Source organism: Enterococcus sp. AZ128 (assembly GCF_051714485.1).
GTDB lineage: Bacteria > Bacillota > Bacilli > Lactobacillales > Enterococcaceae > Enterococcus_A.
Genome location: NZ_JBIORZ010000001.1, coordinates 563,319 through 583,663 on the forward strand (window position 1 = coordinate 563,319; position 20,345 = coordinate 583,663).

The 20,345-nt window shown below is 34.9% G+C and carries 14 protein-coding genes; all 14 read left to right on the top strand.

The window, feature by feature from the left end; all coding sequences use genetic code 11:
* Positions 1–7: 7 nt before the first annotated feature.
* The 14 genes from IGI38_RS02635 to IGI38_RS02700 all read left to right on the top strand — a co-directional run bounded on the left by IGI38_RS02635 (position 8) and on the right by IGI38_RS02700 (position 20,341).
* The gene (locus IGI38_RS02635) at positions 8–1,213 is read left to right on the top strand and encodes an ABC transporter ATP-binding protein (RefSeq protein WP_438726336.1); all 1,206 of its coding nucleotides are present in this window, start codon (positions 8–10) and stop codon (positions 1,211–1,213) included.
* A 2-nt stretch (positions 1,214–1,215) separates the two neighbouring features.
* On the top strand, positions 1,216–4,377 hold the full coding sequence (locus IGI38_RS02640; protein WP_438726339.1) for a glycosyltransferase: 3,162 nt from the start codon (positions 1,216–1,218) through the stop codon (positions 4,375–4,377).
* A gap of 4 nt (positions 4,378–4,381) precedes the next feature.
* Positions 4,382–6,535 carry a glycosyltransferase family 2 protein gene (locus IGI38_RS02645; RefSeq protein ID WP_438726341.1) on the top strand — a complete coding sequence of 718 codons (2,154 nt, stop codon included), beginning with the start codon at positions 4,382–4,384 and terminating at the stop codon, positions 6,533–6,535.
* A gap of 136 nt (positions 6,536–6,671) precedes the next feature.
* Positions 6,672–9,368, top strand: a complete 2,697-nt coding sequence (locus IGI38_RS02650) for a hypothetical protein (protein ID WP_438726343.1) — start codon at positions 6,672–6,674, stop codon at positions 9,366–9,368.
* Positions 9,369–9,579: 211 nt separating this feature from the next.
* Complete coding sequence (locus IGI38_RS02655) at positions 9,580–10,971, top strand: sugar transferase (RefSeq protein WP_438726345.1); 1,392 nt, start codon at positions 9,580–9,582, stop codon at positions 10,969–10,971.
* A 14-nt stretch (positions 10,972–10,985) separates the two neighbouring features.
* The gene (locus IGI38_RS02660) at positions 10,986–12,026 is read left to right on the top strand and encodes a glycosyltransferase family 2 protein (RefSeq protein ID WP_438726347.1); all 1,041 of its coding nucleotides are present in this window, start codon (positions 10,986–10,988) and stop codon (positions 12,024–12,026) included.
* 15 nt (positions 12,027–12,041) lie between these two features.
* Entirely contained in the window at positions 12,042–12,914 is an 873-nt protein-coding gene (locus IGI38_RS02665) for a LicD family protein (protein WP_438726350.1), read from the top strand.
* The gene (locus IGI38_RS02670) at positions 12,915–13,616 is read left to right on the top strand and encodes an IspD/TarI family cytidylyltransferase (protein ID WP_438726353.1); all 702 of its coding nucleotides are present in this window, start codon (positions 12,915–12,917) and stop codon (positions 13,614–13,616) included.
* Positions 13,617–13,626: 10 nt separating this feature from the next.
* Positions 13,627–14,682, top strand: a complete 1,056-nt coding sequence (locus IGI38_RS02675; RefSeq protein ID WP_438726356.1) for an NAD-dependent epimerase/dehydratase family protein — start codon at positions 13,627–13,629, stop codon at positions 14,680–14,682.
* Complete coding sequence (locus IGI38_RS02680) at positions 14,682–15,659, top strand: glycosyltransferase family 2 protein (protein WP_438726358.1); 978 nt, start codon at positions 14,682–14,684, stop codon at positions 15,657–15,659. Before IGI38_RS02675 ends, IGI38_RS02680 begins: the two co-directional genes overlap by 1 nt.
* Positions 15,660–15,730: 71 nt before the next feature.
* Positions 15,731–17,152, top strand: coding sequence for an O-antigen ligase family protein (locus tag IGI38_RS02685; RefSeq protein ID WP_438726361.1), 1,422 nt, complete (start codon positions 15,731–15,733; stop codon positions 17,150–17,152).
* Positions 17,136–17,963 (top strand): LicD family protein, encoded by an 828-nt coding sequence (locus IGI38_RS02690; protein WP_438730260.1) that lies wholly within the window; start codon positions 17,136–17,138, stop codon positions 17,961–17,963. Before IGI38_RS02685 ends, IGI38_RS02690 begins: the two co-directional genes overlap by 17 nt.
* A 26-nt stretch (positions 17,964–17,989) precedes the next feature.
* Positions 17,990–18,901 (top strand): lipopolysaccharide biosynthesis protein, encoded by a 912-nt coding sequence (locus tag IGI38_RS02695; RefSeq protein WP_438726363.1) that lies wholly within the window; start codon positions 17,990–17,992, stop codon positions 18,899–18,901.
* Between the two features lie 18 nt (positions 18,902–18,919).
* Positions 18,920–20,341, top strand: a complete 1,422-nt coding sequence (locus IGI38_RS02700; protein WP_438726366.1) for a lipopolysaccharide biosynthesis protein — start codon at positions 18,920–18,922, stop codon at positions 20,339–20,341.
* The last annotated feature ends 4 nt before the right edge of the window (positions 20,342–20,345 follow it).

Consider the following 20,345-nt stretch of genomic DNA (forward strand, 5'->3'; position numbering starts at 1 on the left):
AATCTAAATGACTGAAACAGTAATTGAAATTAACCATTTAACTAAGAAATATGATATGTATAAAAAACCTTCTGATCGCTTGAAGGAAGCTTTGAGCCCAACAAGAAAGACCTATCATGAGGTTTTTTACGCATTGAATGATGTGAACGTGGAAGTGAAAAAAGGCGAAATGATTGGGTTTATCGGCGAAAATGGTTCTGGTAAATCAACGATCCTGAAGATCATTACAGGTGTATTGACTCCCTCGGATGGTGAAGTAAAGATCGAAGGAAACATCGCGGCATTATTAGAACTTGGTTCAGGGTTCAATCCTGAATACAGCGGTTATGAAAATATTTTTCTTAATGGGATGGTTCTAGGCTTTTCTCGTGAAGAAATGGCGGATAAAGTTGATGATATTATCAATTTCGCGGATATCGGCGATCATTTGTACCAACCTGTCAAAACCTATTCAAGCGGGATGTTTGTGCGCCTTGCGTTTGCCGTGGCGATCAATGTGGATCCTGATATTCTGATTGTCGATGAAGCCTTGGCGGTGGGCGACTTGGAATTCCAATTGAAATGTATGGAAAAGTTTACCGAACTGCGCAATGCCGGAAAAACCATTCTTTTTGTTTCTCATGATGTGAACGCGGTTCGCCGTTTCTGCGACCGAGTGTATTGGTTGAAGAACGGTGTCGTTGAATCAGAAGGCGAAACAATGGAGATTACGGAAACGTATGAAAACTTTTTGAAGAAAAAATCATTAAAGAGCATTGACCGAGAAAACTCTAGTTCAGAGGATTTTTCGGCGTATGATATTGTGGAAGTAAAATCAGCTGAATTATTAGATGGTGATCTGCAGCCACTAGAGATTATTGAACAAGATAGTAAAGTCGTTGTTAAAGTGACGTATAATGTGAAGGATGAGTCAATCAAGAAGCCCGTTCTAGGTGTGGCTATTCGAACTGTGGACAATAACTATGTCTGCGGGCTGAATACATTATTAGATGAAGAATCAATTCCTTGGAAAAAGGGAGAGAATGTCTTCTATTTAGAATATGAGAAAATGGCACTTTTAGGCGGCGAATATTATTTCGATGTAGCCCTTTTTGAAGAAAATGCGACCGTGCCGTTGGTTTATAAAACAAGATATTTAACCATGTTCATTACTGGTAAATATGTCGGCGAAGGCATCGTCGTTTTGGATCATAAGTGGAAGGATACGATTTAATTATGAAGTATGATTTTGATTTGTCGCTTGAAGAGCATACGAGTGTGGGGAAAATCATCAGTCAGATCACTGAAGGCTCTACTGTTTTAGAGTTTGGCCCCGGCAACGGTCGCATGACTCAATATTTAATTTCCGAAAAAAAATGTGAAGTATCGATCGTCGAATTTGATCCGGTCTTATTTGAGCACGTCATGGGCTTTGCCCAGGACGGCTTTTTAGGAAATATCGAAGAATGCAAATGGAACGATCATTTTGTAGATAAAAAGTTTGATTTTATTATCTTCGCGGATGTTTTGGAACATTTGACTGATTCGGAAAAAGCTCTGGCAGAAGCTAGCAAATTTTTAGCGCCCAATGGAGAGATCTTATTAACTTTCCCGAACTTGGCACACAACTCAGTACTGATCGACTTGTTTAATAATAAATTAGACTGGAAGCAATATGGCTTGTTAGATCGGACGCACAATAGTTTTTATACGCAAAAGGGCTTTGAAGAATTGTTTGATCGAATCGGATTATCGATTCGCCGAGAAGATTTTACTTATTCGCAGGTGGGACAAAATGAGTTGTCTGCAAGTTACGAAGAATTGCCGCAAATGGTCCGATATGACTTTAAAAAAAGGGCATTTGGTGAAGTGTATCAATATTTTTATGCGTTGCGTAAAGGACCTGTTGATCAGCCGGAACGGGTCGAACCAATCAATTCAAATTATAATAAACAAATTCAACTCGCTTATCTAATTGATGGCAAGTTTAAGGTTGAACCGTATATCTTCAACAATCAAACGGATGAGAATAAAACAACTGTTCATCAAGCGCCAGAAAATACAGAACAATTACGAATCGTTATTGGTAAAGTTCCTGCTGCGGTTCAGCTATCGGTGGTTGTTGACAACCAATTGTTGGCGATCAAGGAAACGAATGCTTCTTGGTATCAAGAGGATCTCTTTATGTTTCCAGTCGTCATAGAGGAACCGTATGTGATTATCGATGGTGCCACTATAGCGGGAAAAGAATATACCGTGAACGTCAATGTATTAAATGAAGAGGAATTTTTTCCATCCGAATTAAAAGTTATGGAGGATGCGGCAAATGAGAAAGAAAAGAATCGTCTGCTTACATTAAAACTGAACTATCTCGATAAGTATGACTATCAGTTAAAGAATATTCCTTATGTGGAACCAGGCAGTGAATTAGAAGGTATCAAATTAACGATCGAATCAATCGAAAATAACGAGTCTGAAAATGAAGCAATTATCAAGGGCTGGGGATTCTCTGAGATGACGAAAATGCCGTTGGCTTATTTATTGGCGGAATCAATGAATCGTCTGCAGGTGAATCCAATCTACCGTCCAGACGTGAATGAAGTGTTTGGGATTGAATCGACCGAAAAATTCGGTTTCATTTTAACAGCTAAGAATATGCAAGTATTGGATGATATCAAATTGCTTGTACTCGATGATGAAGATCAAATTTATCCTGTTGTGGCAAAACATTCACAACCAACAAGTACACCGATGACGAGGAAAATTCGTCATTTGCTGGGTTCGATCAAACGAAATGGCTTTGCAGGTGCAGTGAAAAACTATCAACGCTCGAAACAGCAAAGTGCTAATTATGAAGAGTGGATGACAAAGATCGAAGAACCGACTCGGGCACAACTGATTGAAGCTTCAAAAGAGCTCACCTTCCAACCGAAAATTTCTTTGGTCGTGCCGGTCTATAATGTGGACGAAAAATGGTTGCGTGCTTGTGTGAAGTCATTGACGGATCAAATCTATTCAAATTGGGAGCTTTGCTTGTCAGATGATGCTTCTCCAAAAGCCCACATCAAACCATTACTGCAAGAATTATCAGATGCAGATGAACGTGTGAAAATCGTTCTTCGTGAAAAAAATGGACATATCTCGGAAGCAACAAACTCAGCGATCGAAATCGCGACAGGTGATTATATTGGGTTTCTAGATAATGATGATATTTTAGCTGATACGGCACTATTGGCAGTCGTTAATGCGTTGAATGAAGATCAAAATCGTGAATTTATTTATACTGATGAAGATAAATTATCCATGAGCGGCAAGCGGTTTGACCCATTTTTTAAACCAAACTGGAACGAAACCTTATTATTGGGACATAACTACATTACCCATTTTGTCGTGGTAAAACGTTCAATCGTTGAAACGGTCGGCGGATTACGAACAGAGTTCAATGGCAGTCAAGATTATGATTTTGTTTTGCGTGCAACAGAAGCCGCAAAAGAAATTTACCATGTTCCCAATATTCTTTATCATTGGCGTACAATTGAAACATCCGTCGCTATGGATCCGCAAAGTAAAGAATATGCCTATGTAGCAGGTCAAAATGCCTTACAAGCAGCTCTTGAACGCCGTAACCTTGAGGGTGTTGTAACTATGACCAAAAATTATGGTGCTTATAAGATCGATTTTAAATATGAAGCCGAACCGAAAGTTTCGATTATTTTGAGCGGCAAGTCGAATGAAAAACAGCTGCAGGAGCTTCTAGCAACTGATTGGTCTGATTTTGAAATTCTATTAAATCATTCAGAAATTACAGATGAGCATATTCGATCTTTTTCTAGTAAAAATGAAAATGAATTGGCTGAAGAATCAAAGGGTGAATTTTTGGTGTTCTTGGCTGAAGAATTATCGCCTACCAAAACGACTTGGCTAAAAGAAGCGATGAATTTTTCACGCTTGCCTGACGTTGGTGCAGTAACGGGTAAGGTTATCAGCAAAGATGAGGCGATCCTATATTGCGGCGTAACCATCGATCCTACTCATGAACGGGTAGTATATGAGCAGCAGGGATTGTCCAATAAGACGATCGGGACGTATTTCCGTCCGGCCTTGCCGCGAGAAATTTATACAGCTACGGAAGATGTGTTGATTCTCCGTAAAGACGACTTCTTATCACTAGGCGGATTCGATCAGACCTTGCCTATGGCGATTAAGGGGATTGATTTCTCGATCCGATTAACAAAAGAAAACAAAAAACTGATTTTTGATCCGTATTTTGAAGTACGATATCCTGGTGAAAATCATTTTAGTATAAGAAAAGAAGCATATGATACGTTGACTAACAAATATTCTCAAGAATTGAACGATCCATTGATCAATCCAAATCAATTCAGCATAGGAGGCTAATCCGATGGCAAAAAATGAACAAGTTTGCATTGATCAATGCAAGTTTCAACCAGAGACAAATCAATTCGAAATCAAAGGGTGGGCCCTTGATTTAGCTTCAAAAGATGTGCCAACGATTACTATTCACTCAGAAAACGCTGCAAGCGACAAAATCGAGTGGTATCCTCGTTCAGATGTGGCAGCCGCACATAAAACAAGTGCTAGTCTGCAAATGGGCTTTGAGGTAACGGTTACAGTGAAGAATCCGGCAGAAAAAATCGTGCTTGCTTTTCATTTTAATGATCATACGCAAAACGAATCTTTTGTCCCAAGTGAAAATATCGTAAAAGAACCGAAACAACCGTCACCAATTCAAAACTTTTATGGGAAAGTACGTAAAGGCTTAGGCTATCTAAAACGCAATGGTTTAAAAAATACGTTGCGACGAATCAAATTGGAACAAAATAAGCAAACCGATGAACGCTATCAGCAGTGGATCACTGAAAACGAAAATTGGGATGTCGATGCGATTAAAGCGGAAATCGCCGCATTCGAATATCAACCGGTTATCTCAATTTTGATGCCAGTTTATAACGTCAAAGAAAAATGGCTGGCGAAATGTATTGAATCCGTCCAGAACCAGTTTTATCCCAATTGGGAATTGTGTATGGCGGACGACCATTCTACGGATGAATCCGTAAGACCGCTATTAGAAAAATACGCGGCTCAAGATTCTCGAATCAAAAATGTTTTCCGTTCTGAAAACGGTCATATCTCTAAGGCAACGAACTCTGCGTTAGAGATCGCAACTGGTGAATTTGTTGCGTTGTTGGATAATGATGATGAATTAGCACCGATTGCTTTATACGAAGTAGCTAAACGTTTAAACGAAAACGCGGATTTAGATCTGATTTACAGCGATGAAGATAAGGTTGATATGGAAGGTAACCGTTTTGATCCAGCCTTCAAGCCTGATTGGTCACCGGATTTATTGTTAGGCACGAATTATATTTCTCACTTAGGCGTTTATCGTCGTTCGATTATGGAAAAAATCGGTGGCTTCCGTGTTGGATATGAGGGTTCGCAGGATTATGATTTAGTTTTACGATTCACGGAGCAAACAACAGCGGAACGAATTGCACATATTCCGCAGATTTTATATTATTGGCGGATCTTACCAAGCTCAACGGCCGCCGATCAATCAACGAAAAGCTATGCCTTCGATGCGGGGTTAAAAGCTGTTCAAGACGCGATCAATCGCCGTGGAATCAAAGCAACTGTCAATCATGCAGCGGGAAATGGATTATATGATGTAGACTATCAAGTGCTTTCAGAAGCGTTAGTAAGTGTGATCATTCCTACGCGCAATGGGTATGATGATGTGAAGCGCTGTGTCGACTCGATCATCGAAAAAACGACTTATTCAAATTACGAAATCATTATGGCGGATAACGGCAGCGACCAGCCTAAAATGCAGGAGCTGTATGCCAACTACCAAAAACAATTAGGTGAACGTTTTGTCGTGGAATCAATCGACATCCCATTCAACTATTCTCGTATCAATAATTTAGCTGCAAAAAGTGCTAAAGGAAAATACCTGCTGTTCCTAAATAATGACACCGAAGTCATTACGCCAGAGTGGATGACTAAAATGGTTTCCTTCGCACAGTTTGAACGAATCGGCTGTGTCGGCGCAAAATTGTACTATCCAAACAATACGATCCAGCATGCTGGTGTGATCCTAGGCATGGGTGGTGCAGCAGGGCATGGACATCATACCTTCCCAAGGGGAGACTTCGGTTATTTCGGAAAATTAGAGATAAACGTCGATTACTTGGCAGTCACCGCTGCATGTCTGATGATTCGTGCCAACGATTTCGCTGAAGTCGGCGGCTTCAACGAAGAATTGACCGTTGCCTTCAATGATGTTGACCTGTGTTTGAAAGAATACGAAAATGGTCATACTAATGTGTGGCTCCACGGTGCGGAATTGTATCACTTCGAATCTCAATCCCGCGGATACGAAAATACTCCCGAAAAACAAGCCCGCTTTGAAAAAGAAACCAAGTATATGGAAGACAATTGGACAGGCTACATTGAAAATGACCCGTACTATAATCCTAATTTGACGAGAGTTGGAGGAGATTTTTCGGTGAGGGTGGGAGAAATGAAACAATAAAACAACCGAGTTTCTCGGTTGTTTTTTTGTCTTTGAAACGACTGTTGGTTAATTCATTATGATAGAATGATGGTAACAATATTAGGAAAAGTTAGGGGGAGTTAAACAGTTGCTTTAAATTGTTTAACGTTTAGTTATGAAAAAGAGAAAAGTGTTAGGGGTTTCATTTTTATCGATATTATTGTGTTTTCCATTACTAGGTTTTAAGTACTCAAATGCGGATTTAAGAACTGCAAATAGTTCATCAACAAGTGTTTTACAGGAATCGACAAGTTTTACATCGAATATCAGTGAATCATCGGAACAATCAACGGATAATTCAATGGCTGAAACTGATTCATCATATTTAAATGATGAATCAATCATAGAGGACGAAGAGCGTGATGCGAAAACAGAAAAGCCAATTGTACAAGCTGATCCTAGCAGTGAGAATTTTTATATCTCCGTTATTGATGAGAATTATGAATTATTAGAAGAACCTGATGGTGAACCTTTACAAGATAGTGGTGAGAACTATCAAAAAACTTTTTCTGCACAGGAAGTAATAGCCGATAGTGGGGCGAAGTATTATTTGCTATCTTCGTCCAAAGGACAAATGGGTTACATCAAGCCTGAAAGTACTGCGCGTGTCACAGGGGGAGAAGGTAAACTATTCTCTGAAACAAATACTTATGGAAGTATAAACTCAACAGATGCTACATTATTTAGTTCTGATTTTCAAGAAAACGGGACGACCAGTACTTTTAAAGATCATACTTTTAAAATCGATGGATTTTATAATCATTTTAATGGTAAACAATACTACTTATTAAAAGATTCGACAGACAAGTTCGTTGGTATCGTTGAATCAACAGCTGTTGAAAAAACAAACAATGAAGCGGGACAGAAACATTCTGTAAACGATTATTGCTCTGTAATTAAGAACGATCAAAAGGTTTGGAAAAATCTTGATTTTGCAGAACTAGGAACAACTGCCTCTATGGCAGAAAAAACCTATAATGTTAAGGAATGGTACTACCATTTCAATGGAACGAAGTATTTTTTCCTTTATGATAATGATGAAAATTTTATGGGAATTGTCGAAGAAGAGACGATTCAAAAAGCCGGTGGAGCTGGTGGAATCTGGAGATCAACGAATCATTATGTGACAATAACAAAAAATAATTGGACAATTTGGAAAGATTTCAATTTCAAAAGTGGCAACTCAACGAAAGAGATGTACCAAGGAACGTATCGAGTTACGGGATGGTATCGTCATATTAATGGTACAAAATACTTATCTGTCTATGATAATAAAGGCGTTTGGCAAGGATATTTAAATGAGGAGGGAACTGAGTCCAATAGTTCGCCAGGAGGTAAGTGGAATGGTGCTAATCAATACGTCACGATCACAAAAAGCAACTGGACGATTTGGAAAGATTTCAATTTTAAAAATGGATTTTCAACAGAAAGTTTGTATCAACGTACCTATCGAGTAACAGGATGGTATCGTCACTATAACGGTACAAAATATTTGTCAGTATACGATAATAAGGGAAATTGGCAAGGCTACCTGAACGAAAGTGGGGTACAAGTTGCAAATAATCCTGGCGGGAAATGGAATTCTACCAATCAATACGTGACAGTTACAAAAAATAATTGGACGATTTGGAAGGATTTCAATTTCAAAAATGGCAATTCAACTAAGAACATGTATCAAAAAACGTATCGAGTAACGGGATGGTATCGTCACTATAATGGTTCAAAATATTTATCTGTCTATGATAATAAAGGAAACTGGCAGGGCTATTTGAATGAAGGTGGAGTGCAAGTTATTAATAACCCTGGTGGAAAATGGAATTCTACCAATCAATACGTGACAGTTACGAAAAATAATTGGACGATTTGGAAGGACTTCAATTTTAAAACTGGCAACTCTACCAAGAGCATGCATACTAAAACCTATAAAGTAACGGGATGGTACCGTCATTTTAATGGCTCCAAATATTTATCTTTGTATGACAATAAAGGAAACTGGCAAGGATATCTAAATGAAGAAGGCGCCGCTAAAGCTGGAGGAGCACAAGGCACTGGTTTTTCAATGAATAAATCGGTTCTTGTGATTAAGAGTGGTTACCCAATTTGGAATAGCTTTGGTGGAAAACAAAAAGCTCAAACCAATTCATTGATCAATAAGACTTACCAAGTTAAGTGGTATTACAAACATATGAATGGATCGATATACTATTCATTGTATGATTCCAATGGAAAATGGTTCGGTTATGTTAATAGTGGAGCTGTGAGAGAGCGCCGTGGAGCGGCTCAGTATATGGGAACGACACGTCAGCGTGTAGTGAGTGAATTAACCACACATCAGAATGACCGATTCTACCTTAGTACACCATATCGTGGGTTGTCTTCAAATAATCCTGAGCCTTTTTTAAGTCCCTACGGCGCACCTAATGGTCACGGTCCAGGAATGAACTGTACAGGATTTGTTGCATGTGTTATGCGAAGGAGTGGTGGTAATCTGAGTCGTATTTCTGGGATTACGCAAGGATGGGGCAGCTATGCAAATGCCTATAATTGGCGAGATGCACTAATGCGCAACACGGAATATTACACCTTTAGCTCAGTGGATGCTTTATTAAAAAGCGGTAAGGCTCAAAAGGGTGATATGATTTATTTCGATCCCGTATGGACGGATATCAATTATGATTGTCATATTGGAATCTTTTGGGGAAATCGTTCAAATGAAAATAGAATATGGCATCAGGTGTTAGCAGGGAATATGCAGTCGCATATTTTTTCAGGAACCCGTTTTTCAAAAATTTATCTATTTCCACAAGATTAGAATGCAAGAATATGCAGATAAATTATAAATTTTTTGTTTAAAAATGATAAAGTAGTATATGTACTGTTAAAAGGCAGAAAGCGATAAAATCAATTGATTTTACTGCTTTCTGTTCTTTTCTTTTTTATTACTTTTCTTAGGAAAGCTACTCTTTTTTTTGCCTGTATGGTAAGATGTGTAATGGATTATTTCGTGGATTAGGAGTGTTTATATGAATAAAAGTGGCGAATGGGGCGCCGCCCGTCGATTTTTTATAATTTTGATGGACGTGGTCGTTTATATTTTTTCTGTCTATTTTAGTTTTTGGTTAAAATTTGGCGGAACCATTCCAGCAAGAAACTTTCAAACGTTTGAAAGTTCTGCATTATTTATTTCAGTTTTCTTCATTATATTGAATGTTTTACTTGGGACGTATGTGTTCTATAATCGAATTGTCAGTGATATTGTTTTTGTGACTGTTATCGGACAATTTTTAATGTCGCTAGGTATTATGATTATTACTTTTGCTGGACGATGGTTTGCATTTCCTAGAACAGTCATTTTACTTTCCTTCTTGTTAGGAACTGTTTTACTAATCATTTATCGTACGATCATTTATAAAGCCTATATGAAGTTAAGTTCAGATAAAAAAGTAACGATACTTGGGTTCGAGAAAGATGTTGCTCCAGCAATTCAAAACTTCAGTTCACAAAAAAATAATAAACATAAAGTTCAGTCAGTTGTCTTAGATCGTTTTTATGATAACTTAGCTAAAATTATTGACGATGTAGACATTGTCTATTTAGCATCAGAGATTGATGAATCTGAAAAGATCAGGGTCTATCAACTTGTTACTAAGAAAGAAAAGAAATTATTCTTAAACACAACCTTTGAAAACTTAGTAACGATCAATCCCAATATTATGAATTTTGAAGATGAGAGCATTATTGAATCATCCGGATTTAGAATTCCTTCAGAAGATGCAATGCTTAAACGTCTTTTTGATATCGTAGTGTCGTTGGTTTTATTGGTGATTGCGTCACCGTTCATGTTAATTACCGCGATTTTAGTGAAAGCAACCTCTCCTGGACCGATTATTTATAAACAGATTCGGATTACACAAAATCAAAGAGAATTTCCAATTTACAAATTTCGTTCTATGAGTGCAACAGCTGAGTCTAAGTCAGGTCCAGTTTTAGCGAAAAGTAATGATGCACGGGTCACACCAGTTGGTAAATTTATTCGAGCGGTTCGTTTTGATGAATTACCCCAATTAATCAATGTATTAAAGGGAGATATGTCGATTATTGGGCCACGTCCTGAGCGACCTTTCTTTGTTGAGCAGTTCAATCAAGAAAATCCTTACTATTATTTGCGACATAATGTTCGTGCTGGAATTACTGGATATGCACAGGTTTATGGGAAATACGCTTCTGATTATAATAGTAAGTTAAAGTTTGATTTGTTGTATATCAAGAAATATTCTTTCATGTTAGATTTAAAAATCTTGTTACAAACGATCAAGATTCTATTTGATAAAGTTTCTTCTCAAGGTTTAGAAGAAGATGAAATATGTACATCGTTAGATAAAATGGATTTTCCTAAAGAGAAAATTCTTCAATAATTTGGGGTGAAAGAATGTCTACACCAAAATTTAGTATTATTATTCCAATCTATAACGCTGAGACAAGTATTACTAAAACAATTAAGGTTTTAAAAGAATTTGATAATGCCAACTTTGAAATACTATTAGTCAACGACGGGTCAACTGATAGCACGGAGAAAGTAGTAAACGATAGTATTGGTGAGGATCCTAGATTTCATCTGTTCACTAAAAAAAATGAAGGCCCAGGTTTGGCCAGAAACTATGGTATTGAGCGTGCAAGGGGGGACTATCTTCTATTCTTTGATGCAGATGATTATCCTGAAAAAACAATACTAAATGACTATGCATTGATTATTTCTAATAATCCTAGATTAGATTTGATTGTCAGCTCTTTTATCTTTAGAACAATGAATCAGGAAAAAGTTGCTGACGAAAAGGAATATTTAGTAACTGAACATATTTATGATGACAATGAAGAATTTTTATCTGATATGTATGAACTAATGAATAAACAGCTGATGTATGTTGTATGGAATAAATGTTACAGAAGAGATCTTATTATTAAGAATAAGATTCGTTTTAAAGACTATCGTAGTTGTGAAGATCGGATTTTTAATCTGGACTATTATAAGCACTGTTCTCTAGTTGTTATGAACCCTAAAGTTGAGTATGTTTATGAATTTGTTGGAGGACAAGGGATTACTAATCAGTATAATCAAGAGAAGTTCGCTACTTTTAAAGAATTCTATGAACGAGGTAACGCCATTACTAATAACGAAATCAGGGAAGGCATGGCAGCCTTACTACTTAAAGGAGCGACATCGGTAATTTTTTCTATTTTAGAAACAGAAAAAATTACTAGAAAACAAAAAAAAATCGAAATTGATTCAATATTGAATGACACATCGATTGTGGAGGCAAAACAATATGCCATAACTGATACTACAACAAAAAAAATTACTAAACTACTTTTTAATATGCCAAGACCATTACTTCTGTTCGTTTTTAATATTGGAGCTTTTATAGAAACCAAAATGCCTGGTGTAATGGCTTTGTTGAAGAGAAATTATTAATGATTGAGGGATTGTATGTACAGTAAAGATAAGCAGTTGCATCAAGTACAAGAGACCAGTTTACAACTTGCAAAATATTTTTCTGATTTTTGTGATAAGAATGGTTTACTGTGTTATTTATGTGGTGGTGGAGCTATTGGTTCAATTCGTCATCAAGGTTTTATTCCTTGGGATGATGATTTAGATTTTTTTATGCCTAGAGATGATTATGAGAGATTGATTGAATTGTGGGCGGAGCGAGAGAGCGATAGCAGGTATATTTTATTAAGAGCTAATAAAGATTATAATGATCGCAACTCGTTCACAACTATGCGAGATAAAGAAACGACCTTCATAAAAACTTATCAAGCAGACTTAGCTATTGTTCATGGAATTCAAATTGATATTTTTCCTTTGGATGTAGCGCCGACGAAGAATCTTCAGAGGAAAATCCAAAAATTTTGGGCTTTAGTATATGCTATTTATTGTAGTCAACAAATCCCACAAAACCATGGGAAATTTTTTACTGGACTGGGTAAGGTTCTCTTATCTTTGGCACCTAGTGAACAAAACAAATATCATGTTTGGAAATTTGCTGAGAAGAAAATGATGAAATACAATTCTAAAACTACAGGTTTAGTTACAGAACTATGCGTAGGACCTAGATACATGGGGAATGTATATCCTGAAAAAGATTTTTCAGCTGCTAAGAAAACAGCTTTTGAAGATATCGAGCTACCGATACCAATAGGCTACGATAATTATCTATCGAATGTTTTTGGAGATTATATGAAGCTACCACCAGAAAATCAGAGGACGCCTCATCATGAAACGGTATTTATCGATCCAGATAATTCATATAAAAAATACAAAGGTATCTACTATTTAACTAATAAGGAGGAAAATTAAATGATTACAGCATTAATTATTGCCGGCGGCGTTGGAAAAAGAATGGGACAAGATATTCCAAAACAATTTATTACAATTGAGGGCAAGCCGATCATCATTTATACTCTTGAATCTTTTGAACAGCACCCAATGGTTGACCGAGTATTGGTCGTATGTAAACATGGTTGGGAAGAAACGCTATGGGGCTATATTAAGGAGTATGGGTTAAAAAAAGTTCAGTGGATTATTCCTGGAGGATCGAAGGGCCAAGAGTCCATCAACAAGGGCGTTCAATTCCTTAAAGACTATTCTGACGAGAATGATACAATTATTATTCACGATGGCATTCGTCCGTTAGTGGATGAAATTGTTTTGTCTGATGTTATCGTAAAATGTCAAGAGCATGGTAACGGTGTGACCTCATTGCCGTATAATGAACAGATTTTCTTGAAAGATACAGAAGAAACGACAAAGCAGTATATTGATCGCAATACATTACGTCGGGTTTCTACACCTCAAGCTTACGAGTTTGGTAAATTGAACTGGGCCTATGATAAAGCTGTTAAAGAAGATATCGGAATGACGGATTCTTCTTATACAAATACTATGATGGTTGAACTTGGTGAGACATTATATTTTGCAGCAGGTTCAGATAAGAATATCAAATTGACGACTCAAGATGATTTAGAACTCTTTAAAGCATATCTGAAAATGAAGGATTAGAGGTGGAAGTGTGTTATTAGAAAATGAAATCTATTTAGCGGAGTTAGATAAGATTAATCATGCGAAAAATGATTGGAATAAGATTGATAACCACTCCTTTTTGATTATTGGTGCGACTGGAATGATTGGCTCGTATATGATCGATGTTTTGATGAGTCGAAATGAGAAATACAAATCGAATATTCATGTCTATGCGATGGGAAGAAGCCTGCAACGTTTGGAAAAACGCTTTTCAATGTATTTAAACACTCCTTTTTTTCATATGGTGGAGGGTGATGTAACTCAGCCAATTAATCTTAGCGAAGAAGTAGATTATATTTTCCACGGAGCTAGTAATACACATCCGAGAGCATACTCTTCAGATCCCATTGGTACTATTATGACCAATTTGATGGGGACACAACAAGTATTGGACTTTGCAGTTAATATTAATCCAAAACGAATAGCGTTTCTTTCAACTGTTGAAATCTATGGTGAAAATAGAGGAGACGTGGAGAAGTTCACTGAAGATTACTGTGGCTACATTGATTGCAATACTTTAAGGGCCGGCTATCCAGAGGGAAAGCGAGCTAGTGAAAGTCTGTGCCAAGCATACATTGCTAAGCATGATTTAGATATTGTTATCCCTCGTATTTGTCGTACCTTTGGACCTACGATGTTACTGAATGATTCTAAGGCATCATCTCAATTCGTTTTGAATGCTGTGAATGATGAGGATATTGTTTTGAAGAGTGAAGGTAATCAATATTTCTCTTACGCGTACGTTGGAGATGTGGTATACGCGTTACTTTACTTATTAACATGCGGTAAAAATGGTGATGCGTATAATATTGCTGTTCCAGAGTTTGATTTGCATCTTAAAGATTTGGCTCAAGAATTAGCAAGTATAAATCAGAAAAACGTCATTTTTGATTTACCAGATGAGGAAGAGCGCAAAGGTTTTTCAAAGGCAAACCAAGCTATCTTAGCTTCAGATAAAATTGTATCTCTCGGATGGAAACCGGTATTTGGTTTGAATGAAGCATTAAAAAATACAGTAGAACTAATCAGAAGTGAGCGAGTCTAATGTGTGAAATAAGTATTATTGTTCCAGTATATAACGTAGAGAAATATTTAAATAAATGTGTAGATTCTATATTGAATCAAACGTTTAAAGATTTTGAACTAATTTTAGTTGATGATGGCTCGCCAGATAATTCGGGGTTAATTTGTGATGAATATGCTAAGAAAGATTCTCGTGTCAAAGTAATTCATAAAGAAAATGGCGGATTAAGTGATGCAAGAAACGCTGGGATTGATGTAGCTAAGGGAAAGTATCTTGGTTTTATTGATAGTGATGATTATATTTCCGAAGATATGTATGAGTTTCTTTATACTAATATCGTTAAAGAAGATGCAGATTTATCTATTTGTGGAATATATGATGTTTATAAAGGGAAAGCCCCTAAAATATTACCCCAATATAGAGAGGTTTGTACAAAAGAAGAAACAATGAAGATGGTTTTAGATGCCACTTTAATTTCTGTTCATGCAGTAAATAAATTATATAGGAAACAACTTTTTAAAAATGTTAGATATCCTATTGGAAAGATAACCGAAGATGCTGCTGTAATTTTTAAAATACTAGATCAATGTGACAAGGTAATTGTAGATACTACTCAGAAGTACTTTTATTTTCATAGAGACGATAGTATATCAAGTAAAAAATTTTCATATAGAGATTTGGATACTATTGAAATTTGGAATAGTAATGAGGAATGGATTTCAACAAAAGTACCTAGTTTATACGAAGAAGTTCATACAAGGGTCTGTTGGGCGTATTTTATTGTATTGGACAAACTGGTTCTTTCAAAAGAAAGCAAAGAAAATAAAGAGCAAATTGTGTTGATTCGCAATATTTTGAAAAATAATCTTTTGTTTATTTTGAAGAATAAGAGGTTTCAGAAAACACGAAAAATATCTTTAATAATGCTACTAATTAGTGCCCGTTTATATAGAATTCCAGTAAATATTCAGTATAAAAAATTTAAATCAGTTAATTAGTTTTAATGGTAATTTTTATCACTCATGTAAACACTAGTGCAACGCAATTTTTTTAAGTTAGGAAGAAAAAAATGAATATTGAGAAGATTGATAAATATACAACTAGGCTGAAACAAGTGTTCTTATTTATGTTTTGCATAGAATTAATGATTCGTTTAATTGGTATATACAGCTTGTTACCTTCAAAAATTGATACACTAATTTTTACACTAATATCATTGTTGGGTATAATAATTTTGATTTTTGATTTCTTTGTTTTGAAGAATATTTCAATAAAAGAAAACATATTATTATTTGCTTTCATCATAGCGCTCATTATTTCGATGATATATAATGGACCTGATGGTTTGCTTGCAAATGCAAAATTAATTTTGTGGCAAATTTTATACTTGTTTGCTGTTTTTCAAATTGGAAAAAACCTAAAAATGCGGTCGTCAGTATTATTTTTAGAAAAGTTGTTAACTATCGTATGGGGGGGCTTTTGTGTAGTATCTATAATGCTGTTTTTTATAAGGTTCGCTTATATAGCTCCATTAGATAAATTCTATAATGGTTTAAGAGTGGGGTTTGTAGAGAATAGATTATATGGTATGTTTGCAGATCCCAATTTTGCGGGCATAATTTCTGTAGTAGTGATTCTAATTTCTATACACTTTATCATAGACAACAAAATTTCGTATACAATCAAAATTCTATATGCATTATCCTTTTTTGTCCAATTTATTTATATTATTTTATCAGGTTCAAGAACGGCATTTATAGCTTTATCAATTTCAATGTTCTTTTTGTCTTTTTTTACTGTATTTAATAGACAGAAAAAAGCGACAAATCTATTATCGAGTTTTATAGCATGTGCTATCTCCATTACAGTAGTTTCTTTCTTAGTTTTGGGTGACTGGGGAATCAAAAACTACTTTCCCAAAATAGAGATAAATAGTAATTTTGTTTTTTCAAAAGTAGATAAGGTTGCTATGAAAAGTCAGAGTGAGAAGAAAAAAAATATGTTATCTAGATCGGATGTAGATAACAAGGATGATGTTTCAAATAATCGCTTTGAGTTATGGAAGAGCTCTTTTGAAATATTTGAATCAACTCCTTTAGTAGGAACATCGCCTAGAAATTTCTTACCTTATGCTCAAGAACACCTACCTAATACTTTTATAGCTACTAAACAGCAAACATCTCATAATTTTATTTTCTATTTATTAGCGACAACGGGACTTTTAGGAACAATACCAATTTTATTATTTATTATACTTAAGGTTTTTGAATCTGTAAAAATTCTTTTCACTATTCATAGTAATGAATATGAAAGATTTTTATTGGATACTAATATCGCTTTAGCTGTATTAATATCGGCATTATTTCTAACGGAACTTGTATTAGTAAATAAAATAGGAGCTTTTGTTTTTTGGTTGTACTTAGGTAAAGTAACGGGTTTTATTGATGATTTTAAAGAGAAGAGTGATTTTACTAATGAAGCTATTGAGTGAGAGAGAAATACAGAAGATTAGTGTGGATATTCTAATGTATATTGATAAGGTGTGCAGAAAAAATGATATTGATTATTCAATTTTTTATGGAAGTTTGATAGGGGTTGAAAGACATAAGGGATATATTCCTTGGGATGATGACTTAGATATTGTTCTTCCAAGACCGGATTATGATAGATTAATTAAAATACTATCAACATCTAAAGAATATTTATTATTGAGTCCTGAAACAACCGACAATTATCGTTATACATTTTCAAAATTAGTTGATCAACGAACGCGAGCTATAAGTAAGCAATATTACGGGAGTGATGATGGAAAATTAGGAGTTTTTGTAGATATTTTTCCTATTGATGGTTTTCCAACCAATCCTAAGGAACGAAAAATATTGGGAGAGGAATGTGAACAATACCGTTCAAACATGTTGATGACGTTAAATTATTCATATGCAATCTCAAGGTCTTGGTGGAAAGCGCAGATTAAAAGAATCGTTTTGTATCCTAGGTACAAAAAAATATTAAAAAATGGTGATTACAATTTTTGGAAAATGAAGTATGAAGAGAATGTTACATGTTACTCCTTCGACGAATCAGATATTTGTGGTTACATGGAATTTATCAATGAGACTTGGGGAATTTTCCCAACTGAGTGGTTTCGGCATTATGAAGACGTTGAATTTGAAGGTCATATGTTTAGAGCGATAAAAAATAGAAAAGATTTTTTGACTTTAAGATACGGAGACTATTTAAAACTTCCTCCGAAAGAAGAAAGAGTGACACATCATCCATATGATTTTTATTTGATTGACTAACAAGATATAAAGAAGAGGTATTACAGATGGACTACAATAAAATTATGATTGTTACATTGGATGAGAATTCTGTTTTATTTAGTAGAGAAGGACAATCTCTCGGAGTTCGTATTGAAAGATATTTTAGTAAGAAAACAATTCTTCAAAGATTTTTCAGTAGAATTGATCGTTCAGTTGGGACAATGTTTTCTTATTTTTTTTGGGAAAAATGGAAAGAAGAATTACGTAGTATAGAAGTTGTAATATTGAATTCGCATACATATTCAAAACCATTAATAAAATATTTGAATAGATTTTTCCCAGAAATAAGAGTAATTATCTGGTATAGCAATCCTATATCTAAAGACACCCCTTTGAAGGTTTTCAAAGAGTTAAATTGTGAGATATGGAGTTTTGATAAGGAAGATTGTCAAAAGTATCATTTGAGAGAGAATAATCAATTCATTGATCGTGAGATGTTCAATTATCTAAGTAATGAAATTGAATATGATTTGTGTTTTGTCGGTTTAGATAAGGGGAGATTAGAGCAACTGCTTGATCTGGAGGCGATGTTTAATAAGAAGGAAATTTCAACTTATTTATATATTGTTGATTCCAATAAAAATTCTAGTAATTCTTATAGTTATAAAAATAGGATATCTTATAGCGAACTGTTAAGTATTGAATCGAAATCGAAGGCTTTACTAGATATTGTTCAACTAGATCAAAAAGGACAAACATTAAGACCGATTGAAGCACTTTTTTTTAAGAAAAAGATCATTACCAATAATTATTCGATTTTTGAAACTGATTTTTATAGTCATGAAAATATTTTTATTCTCGGAAAAGACAATTTTGAAAACATTGAAGAATTCTTAAAATCGGATTATGAAGAGGTTCCTTCCGATATCTTGGAAAAATATACAGTAAAAGGTTGGATAAACAATTTTTTCCTTTAGAAAGTTGATGTGTGATAAATGAATCATAAAGCAAAAACAGTTATTAAAAACCTTTACTATACAGTTGCTGCAAATTTTGTGACATTGGCAATATCGATATTACTGAATTTATTTGTACCAAAGTTACTTGGAGTGAAAGAATATAGTTATTGGCAACTATATGTTTTTTATTCGTCGTACGTTGGATTTCTACATTTTGGTTGGGTAGATGGAATTTATTTGAAAATCGGTGGTAGCGAATATGAGGATTTAGATAAAAAAAGCTTAGGTTCACAGTTTTGGTATTTGATGATAATGGAAGTAATAATTTCTACTTTTGTAATCGTCGGATCCATTATATTCGGACCAACTTCAAACAAATCCATAATTCTAATTCTCACAGCCGTTGTTTCTGTTGTTACAATTGCAAAGACATTCATCCTATATATATTACAGTCTACTAATAGAATCAAAGAATATGCGCAATTATCTAGAGGTGATAGATATTTATATGTCTCTTTTATTGCGGTCTACTTTTTTCTAGGAGGAAGAAATTTCTATTGGTTAATTATTTTGGATATAATTTCTAAACTTATCATCACGGTTTGGGGCGTAATGAGAATTTCAGATATGATTTTTGTAAATAGGCTCAATAGGTTTAAAACAGAAATCTCTAAAATTTTAGAGAACATAAATATTGGCAGCAAGTTGATGTTAAGTAGCATAGCTGGAATGTTAATTATCGGATCGATTCGATTTTTTGTTGAAAAACGTTGGACAATTGAAACGTTCGGAAAACTATCATTTACTTTGAGTATCTCAAATATGTTTATGACTTTTATTAATGCAGTGGGAGTGGTAATGTTTCCGCTTTTGAGAAGGACTAATCAAAATAAGTTATCCCACTTATATGTTACTCTGAGAAGTTTATTTGTTCCTTTAACTTATTCTTTTCTATTGTTCTATGTACCATGTAAAATAATATTAGGAATTTGGCTTCCAGAGTATAATGAGAGTTTAATTTATATGGGGATTCTATTTCCTATGGTCATATATGAAGGTAGGATGTCCCTACTACTCAACACTTACTTAAAAACTTTAAGAAAAGAAAAAACTATATTAATTGTAAATGTCTCAACGCTGACGATCACTTTATTATTATCATTAGTTGTAGTCTTCTATGTGGGGAATTTGTACTTAACAGTTGGGTTGATAATTTTTTCTCTTGCAGTACGTTGTATTCTAGCTGAGACATTTTTAAATCTTTTTTTGGATGTGAAGTTATTTATATCTCAAATGTTAGAGACTATACTAACAATAGTGTTTATAATTAGTAATTTGTTGTTTAGTAACTGGGAAAGTTTCCTTGTATACTTTATCGCATTTACTGTGTATATTTTTATAAACAAAAGGAATATATTGAAATCATTTAGTGATTTTCGTAATTTATTAGCATCCTAATATT

What these genes read in the sequence shown, in the direction of transcription:
- IGI38_RS02645 (WP_438726341.1), top strand. Translation starts at nt 4,382, where the DNA reads ATGGCAAAAAATGAACAAGTTTGCATTGATCAATGCAAGTTTCAACCA.
- IGI38_RS02650 (WP_438726343.1), top strand. Translation starts at nt 6,672, where the DNA reads ATGAAAAAGAGAAAAGTGTTAGGGGTTTCATTTTTATCGATATTATTG.
- IGI38_RS02690 (WP_438730260.1), top strand. Translation starts at nt 17,136, where the DNA reads ATGAAGCTATTGAGTGAGAGAGAAATACAGAAGATTAGTGTGGATATT.
- IGI38_RS02680 (WP_438726358.1), top strand. Translation starts at nt 14,682, where the DNA reads ATGTGTGAAATAAGTATTATTGTTCCAGTATATAACGTAGAGAAATAT.
- IGI38_RS02665 (WP_438726350.1), top strand. Translation starts at nt 12,042, where the DNA reads ATGTACAGTAAAGATAAGCAGTTGCATCAAGTACAAGAGACCAGTTTA.
- IGI38_RS02670 (WP_438726353.1), top strand. Translation starts at nt 12,915, where the DNA reads ATGATTACAGCATTAATTATTGCCGGCGGCGTTGGAAAAAGAATGGGA.
- IGI38_RS02695 (WP_438726363.1), top strand. Translation starts at nt 17,990, where the DNA reads ATGGACTACAATAAAATTATGATTGTTACATTGGATGAGAATTCTGTT.
- IGI38_RS02685 (WP_438726361.1), top strand. Translation starts at nt 15,731, where the DNA reads ATGAATATTGAGAAGATTGATAAATATACAACTAGGCTGAAACAAGTG.
- IGI38_RS02640 (WP_438726339.1), top strand. Translation starts at nt 1,216, where the DNA reads ATGAAGTATGATTTTGATTTGTCGCTTGAAGAGCATACGAGTGTGGGG.
- IGI38_RS02700 (WP_438726366.1), top strand. Translation starts at nt 18,920, where the DNA reads ATGAATCATAAAGCAAAAACAGTTATTAAAAACCTTTACTATACAGTT.
- IGI38_RS02635 (WP_438726336.1), top strand. Translation starts at nt 8, where the DNA reads ATGACTGAAACAGTAATTGAAATTAACCATTTAACTAAGAAATATGAT.
- IGI38_RS02655 (WP_438726345.1), top strand. Translation starts at nt 9,580, where the DNA reads ATGAATAAAAGTGGCGAATGGGGCGCCGCCCGTCGATTTTTTATAATT.
- IGI38_RS02660 (WP_438726347.1), top strand. Translation starts at nt 10,986, where the DNA reads ATGTCTACACCAAAATTTAGTATTATTATTCCAATCTATAACGCTGAG.